Origin of the sequence: Sphingomonas sp. TREG-RG-20F-R18-01 (genome assembly GCF_022662475.1) — a bacterium.
Taxonomy (GTDB): domain Bacteria; phylum Pseudomonadota; class Alphaproteobacteria; order Sphingomonadales; family Sphingomonadaceae; genus Sphingomonas.
In genome coordinates, this window is the sequence record NZ_JAKNQQ010000007.1 from 73,416 (window position 1) to 86,576 (window position 13,161).

The following is a 13,161-nucleotide window of genomic DNA, read 5'->3' on the forward strand; positions in this document are numbered from 1 at the left end:
CGCCATTCCCTCAGCAAACGGGCGGGTGACGCGTTGCCACGTCCCCGCCCGCCGGTCTTGCCGTATCGTTCAGAACTTCATCGTGATCGTGCCGCCGTAGGTCGTCCCGACGATCCCGCGGGCGTAGAAATAGCCGTCGTTGATCGCCTGCGTCTGGCCCTGGCGCGGGTTGCCTTCGGTCAGGCCGATGACGTTGAAGATGTTGTCCGCGTTGAAGCTCGCCTGGAGCTGCTTGGTCAGGTTGAAGGTGATCCCGGCGCTGGTCACGCCATAGCTCGGCAGCGCGACCCCATTGCCCGCGTCCGCGAAGATCCGGCCGATGTACTTATAGCGGCCGTACACTTCGCCAAGACCGTGCGGCAGCTTGATCGACGGCGTGATCGTGAACAGCTTGGCCGGGGTGCGTTCCGGACGATTGCCGGTAAAGCCCGACTGGTTGGCGCCGTTGATCTGCAGGTTGACCAGTTTGGGCTCTTGGAAGACGCCTTGGAGATCGATCGAGAACCAGTTGATCGGCCGCACGCTGGCATCGATCTCGATCCCGCGGGTCTTGAGATCGGCGTTGATGTTGCTCTGCACCGCCGGGTTCAGCGGATCGGCGAAGTTGTAGTTCTGGTTCTTGAAGTTGGTGCGGAACACCGTGGCCGACCCGCTGAACAGACGGCCGTAATTGTAGCGGACGCCTGCCTCGTAGAGCTCGATCGTCGTGATCGGATCGGTGGTATTGGTCTGGAACCCCTTGGCGTAGCGCGCATACAGCGCGAAGCGCGGCGTGATCAGATAGTTGGCGCCGACCGTATAGGCGGCCTTGGCGCGCGTGCGGTGGAGCGTCGTATAGGTGCCGTCGAAGGTCGATCCGACCGTGCGCACCACGCCGACGACGCCCGGCTGGACCGGCTGGTTGACCAGCGCCGCATTGCCGTCGATCGCGGTCGCGTCGTCATTCTCCCAGCGGATGCCGCCGTCGATGTGCAGATCGCCGAACGAGAGTTCGTCGTTCGCGTAGAGCGAAACCGCCGAATTTTTGCGGACGCGGATGCCAGCGCCCCAGTCGCCATAGGAGACCAGGCCGTTGTCGCTCAGCGTGCCGACCACCGCATTAGCCGCGTTGAGCGCGACGATGTCGTAGATGTCGCTGTTGGTCTTGACGTCGTTGACGACGCTCGCGGTCGCGGACTGGTCCTGCGAAGTCTTGACGTTGTAGTACATCACGCCGACCGTGAGCGAGTTCTTGAAATTGCCGTGGTCGACGTCCCAGCGGCCACCGACGTTGAGCCCGAAATCGCGTCCGTCGATAGAATCGTGGTTGAGCGTCGTACGCTGCAGGAAGCCGTTGCCGTTGAGCGCGTTGAGCGTTGAGGCCTGATCCGATCCGATCAGCACCCCGGTGCGCAGGTCCTTGATCCCGAAGTGAGTCGCGTTCGGGAAGGCGGCCTGTCCGGCGGTCAGCAGGTCGTTGATCGGCGAGGAGGCGCCTGGCGTCAGATAGGAGAGCGCGCTGGCGAGGCCTGCGTTGCCAGTCCCGGACCCGGGGAACAGGCCGTTGAAGTCATACGAATACTTCAGATAGCGCGTGTGCAGGAACAGGTTGATCGAATCGCTCGCCGGCTTTTCGATGTCGAACCGGACCTGCGCGGTCTTGGCGACGATCCCCTGGTCGTAGCGGAACGGGCGGAAACCGCTGGCGTGCGCATTGGTCGACACCGGTACCGCGATGTTGGTGAAGGCGTCTCCGCCGACATTGCCGAACTGCGTGTCGAGGCTGGGGATGCCGGCGGGCTTGCCGTTGGTGAAGCGATAGGGCTGGTCGGCATAATAGGCGTTCTTGACCTCGCCACCCTTGGCCGAGAGGCTCATGTAGCCGCCACCGTCGAACTTGTATTCCAGCGTGCCCTTGATCCGCCAGCCCGGATAATCGAACGGATTGTCGCGGACGCCGGGGCTCGACTGGACATAGCCGCCCACGTTGAACGCGAGCTTGTCGCTGATCGGCTGCGAGTAATAGAAATCGCCGCGCTTGAGGCCGTAATTATAGGCGGTGACGCGCGCCATGCCCTCGGCATGGTCGAAATTGGGGCGCTTGGAGACGAAGTTGATCGTCGCGCCGGCGCCATTGACGGTAAGCACGCCCGACGACCCGCCCTTGACCGCCTCGAGCCGGTCGATCGTCAGATCCTGATCGAAGAAGAAGTCGGCGCCGCCGCCGCTGTAGAGGATCGGCAGGCCGTCTTCCTCAAGCTGGACGAAGCGTTGCCCGCCGCCCTGCAGGCCGCGGACGGAATAGTTGTTCGAGACCGAACCCGCCGTGCTCTCGACGAAGATGCCCGGGACGAGCTCGAGCATGTCGGCGGTCGAGCGCGGCGCCTTGCGGTCGATGTCCGCGCGCGAGGCGAGCGTGATGTCGGCGGATGCGGTGATCAGCGGGCGGTTCCGGCTCGTCTGGCCGGTCACGACGATATCCTGATTGTCCGCGGGGGCAGCTTGTGCCGCGTCCTGGACTGGAGCGGCGTCCTGCGGTGTTGCCGTTTGCGCAAGCGCCGGAACGGCGATCGTTGCGCTGCCTGCGAACAGGAGGCTGCGGATGGTACGACGGTTACGCAACGGGAATCCCCTCAAACGATCGGCCTTCTTGTGAAGCCGGTGTAACGATGATGGCGCGCAAATCTCAAAACCGGCAATCGTTTGCAACTTGCGCTTCCGTAATCTTTACCATTTGTGCAGGAGGGTGACATTTGCGTCACACCCAAGCGGGTTGCGCGGCGTCTTTCACAAGGAGGGCGTTTCGGCGCGCCGGGTCGCCCGCGGGTTGCGCTACCGGAATGCAGGCCTGCGGTACGGATCTCTCGCCAGCCGTTTTGCGAGCGTCACGCGGCCGGATGGGCGTCCGTTTGTGCGCTACCGGCGGTTCGGACGATCTTGAGGAAATGCTCCCCCGACAGCGACGGCGTGTCCGCATGGACCAGCCACATCGCCGACGTCGCGCGATCGTCGAGGAGCGGGACGTATACCAGGCCGGCCGATTGCAGCGCGGAAAGCGATTCCGCGACGATGGTGATCCCGACCCCGGCCGCGACGAGCCCGAGCAGGGTCGACACTTCCCGCACGCTTTGCGCTACCAGCGGTTCGACCCCGGCATTGCGCATCAGTGCGAAGAGCGCCTCGGTAAAACCCCCGCTGCGGTCGCTGGCGTAGACCACCAAGGAATGATCGCTCAAGTCGGACAGGCGCAACCCCGCACGGTTGGACAGCGGATGGTCGGGCCGCATCGCGACGACCAGCCGTTCGCTGAGGATCAAAGTAGCGGTAAGGCCCTGCGCCAGAACCGGGCGGGCTGCGCTGCGCAGGAACCCGAGGTCGAGCAGCCCGTCGACAAGCGCTTCGATCTGCGCGGGACCCGCGACTTCGGTCAGCGATAGCTGTACGTCGGGATAGTGCTGCCGGAACGCGTGGATCGCCGCCGCGACCTGTGGAATGAACGGCGCGGACGCATTGAAGCCGATCCGCAGGTCGCCAAGCTCCCCCTGCGCGGCGCGGCGCGCGATCAGCACCGCGCGATCGGCTTCCTCCAGCGTACGCCGCGCCGCTTCGAGAAACAGCGCCCCGGCGGGGGTCAGCGCGACTCGTCGGCTGGTGCGTTCGAGCAGCAGCACCCCCAATTCCTCCTCGAGCAGGCGGATCTGCTGGCTGAGCGGTGGTTGCGAAATACCGAGATGCGCGGCCGCCCGGGCAAAGTGAAGGTCGGTGGCGACCTGAACGAAGTACCGAAGGTGGCGCAATTCCATCAATAGCTTTTACGTCTCAATCATGTGGGAAACAATATTAGACACACCAGCAACATTGGCCGAATGGTGCAGTGCCGCATCGGTCCCGGTGATGGTCAACGCATAGCTCAGGTGTCCTCCCCAAGCATGAACGATCGTTCCAAGCACGGGCCCGCCCAAGCCCCGACCCTTCGCAGAAGCGCCGCATGATCGGGATCGTCCGCGTCGCGTTGATGCGTCCGTTGACGTTCATCGTCATGGCGATCCTGATCGCGATCGTCGGCGTGCTCGCCGCGATCCGGACGCCGGTCGACATCTTCCCCGACATTCGCGTGCCGGTGATCGCGACCGCGTGGCAGTATAGCGGGCTTTCGCCCGACGAGATGTCGGGCCGGATCATCACCCCGTTCGAACGCGTGCTGACGACGACGGTCAACGACATCGACCATATCGAAAGCCAGTCGCTTCCCGGCATCGGCGTCGTGAAGATTTATTTCCAGCCGGGCGCCGACGTCCGCACCGCGACCGCGCAGGTCACCTCTGTCTCGCAAACAGTGCTCAAGCAGCTTCCGCCTGGCGTCACGCCACCGCTGGTGCTCAACTACAGCGCGTCCACCGTGCCGATCGTCCAGCTCGCTCTGTCGGGAACGGGGCTGTCCGAGGGCAAGATGTTCGATCTCGCGGTCAACCAGGTCCGCCCCGGGCTGGTGACCGTGCCCGGCGCGGCGATCCCCTATCCGTCGGGTGGCAAGACGCGGCAGATCCAGATCGATCTCGACCCGGAGGCGCTCCAGTCGAAGGGACTGTCGGCGCAGGACGTCGGCAATGCGATCGCCGCGCAGAACCAGATCAACCCCGCGGGTTTCGCCAAGATCGGTGGGTTCCAGTATAGCGTCCGGCTCAACAACGCGCCGGGATCGATCGAGGAACTCAACAGCATCCCGGTCAAGGTCGCCAATGGCGCGACCATCTACATGCGCGACGTGGCGCATGTCCGCGACGGTTCCGCACCGCAGACCAACGTCGTCCATGTCGACGGATCGCGCTCGGTGATCATGACCGTGCTCAAGAACGGTGCGACCTCGACGCTCGCGATCGTGCAGGGGATCAAGGACGCGCTGCCCAGGATTCAGGAGACGCTGCCGGCGGCGCTCAAGATCGTGCCGATCGGCGACCAGTCGCTGTTCGTGAAGGCGGCGGTCGAGGGTGTGGTCAAGGAAGGCGCGATCGCGGCGGCGCTGACCTCGCTCATGATCCTGCTGTTCCTCGGCTCGTGGCGCTCGACCGTGATCATCGCGATCTCGATTCCGCTCGCGATCCTCGCGGCGATCATCGGGCTGGCGGTGACGGGCAACACGCTCAACACCATGACGCTCGGCGGGCTCAGCCTCGCGGTCGGCATCCTGGTCGACGACGCGACGGTTACGATCGAGAACATCAACTGGCACCTCGAACAAGGCAAGCCGGTGATGCAGGCGATCCTCGACGGCGCGGCGCAGATCGTGACGCCCGCGTTCGTCTCGCTGCTGTGCATCTGCATCGTGTTCGTGCCGATGTTTTTCCTGCCCGGCGTCGCGGGGTTCCTGTTCGTGCCGCTCGCGCTCGCGGTGGTGTTCGCGATGATCGCGTCGTTCATCCTGTCGCGCACGCTCGTGCCGACGATGGCGATGTATCTGCTCAAACCGCACGCCCCGGGGCATGAGCATGAGGCGGGAACGCCCGGATCGCGCAACCCGCTGGTCCGCTTCCAGCGCGGGTTCGAGCATCGCTTCGAACGCTTCCGCCTGAGCTACGGGGGGATGCTCGAGCGGGTACTGGCGACGCCAAAGCCGTTCGTGATCGGCTTCCTCGCGGTCGTGCTGCTGTCGTTCCTGCTGACGCCGTTCCTCGGGCAGAACTTCTTCCCCGCGGTCGATGCGGGGCAGATGGCGCTGCACGTGCGCGCGCCGGTCGGCTCGCGGATCGAGCAGACCTCCGCGCAGTTCGACCTGATCGAGCGACGGATCCGCCAGATCGTCCCGGCGAACGAGCTCGTCTCGGTGGTCGACAACATCGGGCTGCCGGTCAGCTCGATCAACACGACCTACAACAATTCGGGCACGGTCGGGCCGCAGGATGGCGACATATTGATCCAGCTGTCGAAGGACCACGCGCCGACCGCCGAGTACGTCCGCCAGCTGCGCGAGCGGCTGCCGCGCGATTTCCCGGGCTCGACCTTCTCGTTCCTGCCCGCCGACATCACCAGCCAGATCCTCAACTTCGGTGCACCGGCCCCGATCGACATCCAGATCTCGGGCAAGGATGCCAAGGCGAACCAGGCCTATGCGCGGATGATCCTGCGGCGGATCGCCGCGATCCCGGGCGTGGCGGACGGGCGGATCCAGCAATCCGCGCGCTATCCCCAGCTCAACGTCAACGTCGATCGCAGCCGGATCGGGCAATACGGCCTGACCGAGCGCGACGTCACCACCAGTGTCGCAAGCTCGCTCGCGGGGACATCGCAGACCGCGCCGGTGTTCTTCCTCAGCCCCGAGAATGGCGTCTCCTATCCGGTCGTCGCGCAGGCGCCCGAATATCGCGTCGGGTCGATGGACGACCTTGCGAGCATCCCGGTGACGGGCGCGGACGGGACGTCGCAAGTGCTTGGCGGGATCGGCACGATCGTCCGGTCGAACGGCGCGGCGGTGGTCTCGCATTACAACATCGCGCCGGTGACGGACATTTACGCGACCCCGGCGGGGCGGGATCTCGGCGCGGTCGCGGGCGACATCAAGGCGGTGCTCGCGGAGCTGAAGGACAAGGCCCCCAAGGGCGCGACCGTCACGCTGCGCGGGCAATATGCGACGATGAACGGGGCGTTCTCGGGCCTGGGCTTCGGGCTGCTCGGCGCGATCGTGCTGATCTATTTGCTGATCGTCGTCAATTTTCAGAGCTGGCTCGATCCGTTCGTGATCATCACCGCGCTGCCGGGAGCACTTGCCGGGATCGTGTGGATGCTGTTCGCGACGGGGACGACGCTGTCGGTCCCGGCGTTGACCGGCGCGATCATGTGCATGGGCGTCGCGACCGCCAACGCGATCCTGGTCGTCAGCTTCGCGCGCGAGCGGCTGGCCGAACTGGGCGACGCGACCGCGGCTGCGCTGGAGGCGGGGATGACGCGCTTCCGCCCGGTGCTGATGACCGCGCTCGCGATGATCATCGGCATGTTGCCGATGGCGCTCGGGCTGGGCGAGGGCGGCGAGCAGAACGCGCCGCTCGGCCGCGCGGTGATCGGTGGGTTGCTGGTCGCGACGTTCGCGACACTGTTGTTCGTGCCGGTGGTGTTCAGCCTGGTTCACCGGCGCAGGGCGGACGTTGCGACGTCGCCGACCCCCGAATTGGAGAAAGTGCATGTCTGAGCGCGGCCAGGGCGGATCGCTGAAAACGGTCGGGATCGTCGCGGTGGTGGTGGCGGTCGGCGTCGTCGGCTTCGGCATCGCCAACCGTTCGCATTCCGAGCAGAAGCTCGCGGGGTGGACCAAGGCGCAGGCGACGCCGACCGTTACGGTGATCCACCCCAAGGCGGCGGGGAGCGCCGCCGCGCTGACGCTGCCCGCGAACCTCCAGGCGCTCAACAGCGCGCCGATCTTCGCGCGGACCAGCGGCTATGTCCGCAAATGGTATGTCGACATCGGCGACAGCGTGCGCGCGGGCCAGACGCTCGCGGTGCTCGACGCGCCCGAGGTCGACCAGCAGCTTGCGGCGGCGCAGGCGGATCTCGAGACGGCCAAGGCGAACCAGATGCTCGCTGCCTCGACCGCGACGCGCTGGCGCAACATGCTGAGCAAGGATGCGGTTTCCAAGCAGGAGACCGACGAGAAGATCGGCGACCTTGCCGCCAAGACCGCGGTGGCGAATGCCGCGCGCGCCAATGTCGCGCGGTATCGCTTCACGCAGGGGTTCACCCGGCTGATCGCGCCCTTCTCCGGCGTCGTGACGACGCGCTCGACTGATATCGGCGCGCTGGTGACGGCAGGGACGGCGGCGTCGACCCCGTTGTTCACCGTCGCCGACGTCAGCCGGATGCGCGCCTATGTCCGTGTGCCGCAATCCTATTCGGCGCAGGTCCACCCTGGGCTGCACGTCGGGCTGACGCTCCCTGAATATGCCGGGCGCAAGTTCGATGCGGTGCTGACGCGGACCGCGGGTGCTGTCGACCAGCGCTCTGGCACGGTGCTCGTCGAACTGCAGGCTGCCAATGGCGACCGCGCGCTCAAGCCCGGCGCCTATGCGCAGGCGAGCTTCCCGGTCGCCGGCGCGACCGGTGCGATGACGCTGCCGGCCAGCGCGCTGCTGACGGGCGAGCACGGGACGCAGGTCGCCCTGGTCGGCACGGACGGCAAGGCGCATCTCAAGACGATCGTGATCGGCGAGGATCGCGGCGAGACGGTCGAAATCCGTTCGGGCCTGACTCCGCAGGATCGCGTGATCGACAATCCGCCCGACGCGCTGGCGGATGGCGATGCGGTTACGGTCGGGCGCGGCGGGGCGGGGGCTGCCAATGCCGCGCGCTAAGACCTGGCTGCGGCGGATTGCGACGGTCCAGGCGTTACTGGCGACTGCGGCCTGTTCGGTCGGGCCGGCCTATGTCCGTCCGTCGGTCGCTGCGCCCGCGGCCTTCAAGGAAGCCGCCACCCCCGGCTGGCAGACCGCCGGAATAGCGGTGCCACCGGCCGGGCGCTGGTGGGAGGCGTTCGGCGATGCCGAATTGAGCACGCTCGAAAGCCGGATCGAGGCCGCCAACGCCAATCTCGCCGCAGCGGTCGCGCGCTATGACGAGGCGCAGGGCTTGTTGCGGCAGGCGCGGGCCGACCGCTTCCCGCAAATCAGCGCCGGTGCGGATGTCGCGCGCCAGCGCGTCTCGGCCGGTCGGCCGCTGTCGCCCGGCTATGCCGCGACCTATTCGGCGGTCACGATCGGTCCGTCGGTCGAATATGAGGTCGACCTGTTCGGCCGCGTCCGCAATTCGATCCGGGCGGGGCAGGCGAATGCCGCCGCCAGCGCCGCCGATCTCGCCGGAGTCCGCCTCGGGCTGCAGGCGCAACTGGCGAGCGTCTACTTCGACATGCGCGGGCTCGATGCGCGGATCGTGCTGCTGCGCCAGACGGTGGACGCCTATCAGCGCGCCTTTACGCTGACCGATACGCGCCATGCCGGCGGGATCGCGTCGGGGATCGACGTCAGCCGGTCGCAGAATCTGTTGTCGAGCGCGCGCGCCGAATTGCAGGCGGTGTCGATCGACCGCCAGCGCGACGAACATGCGATCGCCGTGCTGGTCGGCGAGGCACCCGCCGCGCTGGCGATTGCCGTTGTCGAACGGCAGACCGCACCGCCGGTTCTTCTGGCGGGGCTGCCATCGGGACTGCTCGAACGTCGACCGGATATTCTCGCGGCGGAGCGTCGCGTTGCGGCAGCGAATGCGCGGATCGGTGTCGCGCGGGCGGCCTTGTTCCCGAGCATCACGCTCGGTGCATCGGGCGGGTTCGAGGCGGCAAGCGGTGCATTGCTGAGTGCAGCGAACGGGTTCTGGGCGCTCGGTCCCTTGTCGACGGCGCTATCGCTGCTGGATGGCGGCCGCCGCCGCGGCGGGGTCCAGGTCGCCCGCGCGCAATTCGACGAAGCCGCCGCCAACTATCGGCAGACCGTGCTGGTCGCGTTCCGCGAGGTCGAGGATGACCTCGTCAGCCAGCGGTTACTGGCAGCGCAGGAGCGTGATCAAGGCGTCGCGGCGGCCGCTGCGGAACATACTCGAGAGCTTGCGCTGATCCGGTATCGCGATGGTGCCGCGGATTATCTGGAAGTCGTGACGGCCCAGACCGCCGCGCTCGATGCCGAACGCGCGCTGCTCGATGTGCGGAACCGGCAGCTGCAGACGGCGACCGATCTGGTCCGCGCGCTGGGCGGGACGTGGCAGCCCTGAGCTTCCCGTCCCGTCGGGCGCTCGCGCATTCACTGTAGCACGGGATAACCCGCCGCGATCGCGTCGTCCTCCAGCGTGCGAACCGCGGCGAACCGCTCGACCCCGGCGGGAAGCACGTCCTTTAGAAACAGCGCGTCCCGCGCGCGCGCAAGCGCGGGATCGCCGATCATGTCGGCAAGGGCGATGCGCAGCGCGGCGACCGTCTCGATCGGCGTGGAGCGCGCGGTCACGAACGGGAGCGCGGGCGATGCGGCGGTTCGCGCCACGATCCGGAGACCGTCGACCGCCGCCGGCTCGAACCGGCACAAGGCGGCATAGCTTACGGCATCGATCGCCGCGATGTCGGCGATGCGGTCACGCACTGCGGCGACGCTCGCGCGATGCGAACCGGTTTCCACGACGCCGGCGAAGAACCGTCCGTCACGGGCGAGCGGCGCGATCGCCGCACGGAACAGGTTATGCCCGCTGTTGGACGTCCGCGCGTTGATCGCCGCGCGTCGGGCACGATACGCCGCAAGTCCCGCCGGCGCGTCCTCGCGCCGGCCGATCAGGTAGCTCAAATGGGTGCCGATGCCGCAATCCGGTACGTCGTAGACGGGGATTCCGACGACGCGGAGCGCCAGCCTGGGATCGGTCACCAGAGGATAGCCGCAGGCCTGCGCGAGCAACAGGCGCGGGTCGCGCCAGATCGCCTCGACGGAGCGTGCTCGGTCGAGCTGTCGAGGCGCGGCGATCCCGCGTGCGACGAGGCGATGGGCGAGCGCGCTCCAGAGCCGGTCGTTGGCCGCATGCTGGGCGGGATGGTCGTACATGCCGAGCGATGCGACAGGTGTGCTCACGGATGGGGACTCCTGTCGCCGGGGTAGAGCAGGGCATCGTGCTGCCGGACGGCGAACCGCCGGAAGACCGCGCCATACCCGCGATACGTTGCGCCGTCGTCGGGTGCGAGCCGGGCGCGATGCCAGCGGTGATAGGCGGGCAACCGATACCAGGCGAGCTCCGGTCGATCGTGATGCGCGGCGTGCAGATTGTTGTTGAGATACAGCAACCCAAGCACGCCCCCGCGTTCGACCGTGGCCGCCCGGCCCGGTGCCCGCAGATCGGCGCGATGTTCGACGAAGGATCGCAGCAGGGTCAATGCCATGCCGGGATAGACGAACAGCAGGCAATATCGTCCCATGCCGAATCCGGTCCACGACAGCCATGCGACGAGGATCGCCACCCCGGCGGCGTGCGGCAACCAGTCGCGCGCGACAGCCACGGGGGTCTTGCGCGCCCGCTGCGCTTCCTCGAGGATCAGGCGCGCAATGGCGATCGGCGGGCCGCACACCAACCGTCCCAGCAACGGCGCCTGCATCCGCGCGGCCATGGCCGCGAGCCCCGAATGCCGCGTGACGTACCGCGATTCGGGATCGTGGTCCGGGTCGGTGATCGAAACGCTGCGATGATGCGCGACGTGGCTCGTGCGATAGAGACCATAAGGCAGCCACAAGGCGAGTGGTGGAAACCCGATCGCGCCGTTGATCGCGGCGACGCGGGTCGGATGCCCGTGGATCGTCTCGTGTTGCAGGGATCCATGCCAGGCGATCAGCCACGCGCCGATGGCAGCAAGAGCCGCATCCGGGATTACCGCATGCCACCATGTCGCGGCCAGCCACCCGGCATAGAGCGTCACCGCAACCAGCAGGGTCGGCCATTCGATTGCCATACGCTGCCGCCGAATTGCCGGAAGCCGGCGTGTTGCAATCCTGGGCGGGAATGCGGCGTGGGGGGAGTGCTGTGGCGACATTGGCAATCTCCGACGGATGCGTCATAGTCTATCTATTCAATGGGAATTGAACCCGGCTAAATCTATCCACCGGATAAGCTGCGCTATTTGCCGGACCTTGGGAGGGACCGGCGGAACTGGCGACACGGTTGGGACGTCCGGGCAGGGTGCGGCAAGACATGGGGACGGCGATGGACGGACGACAAAAAACGCAGCTGGCCGAATGTTCCGACCCTGGGACCGTGACGTGATCGAGCATGTCGCAATCGTCGGGGGCGGGTTCTCGGGCTCGCTCGCCGCGATCAACCTGGTTCGCCACGACGGCCCGCGCGCGACGTTGATCGATCGTCAGGCCGATGCCGGGACGGGGCTCGCTTACGGCGCTGCCGACCCGGCCCATCTGCTCAACGTCCGCGCGTCGAACATGAGTGCCTTTCCCGATGATCCGGGACATTTCGTCCGGTGGCTCGAGGAACAGGGATATGCCGCGGTCGCGCAGACCTTCGTGCCGCGGCTTGTGTATGGCGATTATCTGAAGGCCGTGCTCGCCGGCGTGGCCACGCAAAACCCGGATCGTCTGCGGATCGTGCGCGGGGAGGTTGTCGACGTCGTCGACTCGGCCGGCGTGCAGGTCGTGCTCGCGGACGGAACTCGCCTTGCCGCCGATGCCGCCATTCTTGCGGTCGGCAACCTGCCCCCGCACGCACCGGCCGGGCTCGACCTCGATGCGATCGCGCCGTCTCGCTACGCCGGGGATTGCTGGGCGGCGTCGGCTACCGAAGGATTGGGCCGCGACGATACCGTGCTGGTGCTCGGTACCGGGCTGACGATGGTGGATGTCGCCCTGCTGCTCGACGCCAAGGGGTTTGCAGGCCGGATCGTCGCCCTGTCCAGGCGCGGGTTGTTGCCACACGCGCATACCGCGCCCGGGGCGCCGTGGGTCGCGATCAAGGATCGTCCAGGGACGCGCCTGTCTCAGCTGGTGCGGACGTTGCGCACGCGCAGCACGGTGATCGGCTGGCGCAGCGCGGTCGATGAATTACGGCCGTTCACGCAGCACATGTGGCACGCCGCGTCGGCCGCGGAACGCGCGCGGTTCATTCGCCATGCACGACCCTGGTGGGACATCCATCGGCACCGCCTGGCGCCCCCCGTGGCCGACCGGATCGCCGCGCTTCGATCGACCGGTTGCCTTTCGCTCGTCGCCGGCAAGATCGAGCGCGTCGCGGTGGGAGCGACCGGCGTGGACGTCACGTGGCGGCCGCGGGGAAGCGCCGCGTCGCAGCCGCTGAACGTGCAGCGGATCATCAACTGCACCGGGCCACAGGGCGACTTGCGCCGAACGGGCCAGCCCGTACTTCGCCAACTGACCACGCGCGGCGCGATCCGTCCGGATGCGGCCCAGCTCGGGATCGACGTGGACGAGCAGATGCGCGTGATCGGACGCGATGGCCGACCGAACGACCGCCTGTTCGCCTTGGGCCCGATGACCCGCGGCGCGTTCTGGGAAATCGTCGCGGTTCCCGATATCCGGACGCAGGCCTGGACGCTGGCCCGACGACTGTCCAATGCGCATTGGGTCGCGGAAGGATTATGACGTGACGAGCCAGCTCGTCATAGAATTGCTTGGTTTGCCGCAAGCAGGTGTTTGCCGACGCCAGAACGTGCAGACG

At 66.9% G+C, this 13,161-nt stretch carries 8 protein-coding genes; 4 read left to right on the plus strand and 4 right to left on the minus strand.

Features of this window, described 5'->3' with window-relative positions:
- Window positions 1–69 precede the first annotated feature (69 nt).
- Together L8K25_RS17340 and L8K25_RS17345 are read right to left on the minus strand one after the other, a co-directional pair.
- On the minus strand, window positions 70–2,601 hold the full coding sequence (locus L8K25_RS17340; RefSeq protein WP_242140243.1) for a TonB-dependent receptor: 2,532 nt from the start codon (window positions 2,599–2,601) through the stop codon (window positions 70–72).
- A gap of 263 nt (window positions 2,602–2,864) precedes the next feature.
- On the minus strand, window positions 2,865–3,782 hold the full coding sequence (locus tag L8K25_RS17345; protein WP_242140244.1) for a LysR substrate-binding domain-containing protein: 918 nt from the start codon (window positions 3,780–3,782) through the stop codon (window positions 2,865–2,867).
- Between the two features lie 185 nt (window positions 3,783–3,967).
- Here L8K25_RS17345 and L8K25_RS17350 point away from each other — a divergent pair, with 185 nt between their 5' ends.
- The 3 genes from L8K25_RS17350 to L8K25_RS17360 are packed head-to-tail and all read left to right on the plus strand — an operon-like array spanning window position 3,968 to window position 9,720.
- A complete protein-coding gene (locus L8K25_RS17350) occupies window positions 3,968–7,159 on the plus strand; it encodes an efflux RND transporter permease subunit (RefSeq protein WP_242140245.1) in 3,192 nt (1,063 codons plus the stop codon).
- Window positions 7,152–8,315 (plus strand): efflux RND transporter periplasmic adaptor subunit, encoded by a 1,164-nt coding sequence (locus L8K25_RS17355; RefSeq protein ID WP_242140246.1) that lies wholly within the window; start codon window positions 7,152–7,154, stop codon window positions 8,313–8,315. Before L8K25_RS17350 ends, L8K25_RS17355 begins: the two co-directional genes overlap by 8 nt.
- On the plus strand, window positions 8,302–9,720 hold the full coding sequence (locus L8K25_RS17360) for an efflux transporter outer membrane subunit (protein WP_242140247.1): 1,419 nt from the start codon (window positions 8,302–8,304) through the stop codon (window positions 9,718–9,720). The genes L8K25_RS17355 and L8K25_RS17360 overlap by 14 nt, the downstream gene beginning before the upstream one ends.
- A gap of 29 nt (window positions 9,721–9,749) precedes the next feature.
- Here the strand turns inward: L8K25_RS17360 and L8K25_RS17365 are convergent, their stop codons facing one another.
- Window positions 9,750–10,559, minus strand: coding sequence for a PhnD/SsuA/transferrin family substrate-binding protein (locus L8K25_RS17365; protein ID WP_242140248.1), 810 nt, complete (start codon window positions 10,557–10,559; stop codon window positions 9,750–9,752).
- Window positions 10,556–11,428, minus strand: a complete 873-nt coding sequence (locus L8K25_RS17370) for a fatty acid desaturase (RefSeq protein ID WP_242140249.1) — start codon at window positions 11,426–11,428, stop codon at window positions 10,556–10,558. The genes L8K25_RS17365 and L8K25_RS17370 overlap by 4 nt, the downstream gene beginning before the upstream one ends.
- Before the next feature lie 283 nt (window positions 11,429–11,711).
- Here L8K25_RS17370 and L8K25_RS17375 point away from each other — a divergent pair, with 283 nt between their 5' ends.
- Window positions 11,712–13,085, plus strand: coding sequence for an FAD/NAD(P)-binding protein (locus L8K25_RS17375; protein ID WP_242140250.1), 1,374 nt, complete (start codon window positions 11,712–11,714; stop codon window positions 13,083–13,085).
- Window positions 13,086–13,161 lie beyond the last annotated feature (76 nt).

Excerpts from the sequence above, each read along its gene's own strand:
- L8K25_RS17345 (WP_242140244.1), bottom strand. The coding sequence starts at position 3,782 with ATGGAATTGCGCCACCTTCGGTACTTCGTTCAGGTCGCCACCGACCTT.
- L8K25_RS17375 (WP_242140250.1), top strand. The coding sequence starts at position 11,712 with ATGTTCCGACCCTGGGACCGTGACGTGATCGAGCATGTCGCAATCGTC.
- L8K25_RS17370 (WP_242140249.1), bottom strand. The coding sequence starts at position 11,428 with ATGGCAATCGAATGGCCGACCCTGCTGGTTGCGGTGACGCTCTATGCC.
- L8K25_RS17360 (WP_242140247.1), top strand. The coding sequence starts at position 8,302 with ATGCCGCGCGCTAAGACCTGGCTGCGGCGGATTGCGACGGTCCAGGCG.
- L8K25_RS17350 (WP_242140245.1), top strand. The coding sequence starts at position 3,968 with ATGATCGGGATCGTCCGCGTCGCGTTGATGCGTCCGTTGACGTTCATC.
- L8K25_RS17355 (WP_242140246.1), top strand. The coding sequence starts at position 7,152 with ATGTCTGAGCGCGGCCAGGGCGGATCGCTGAAAACGGTCGGGATCGTC.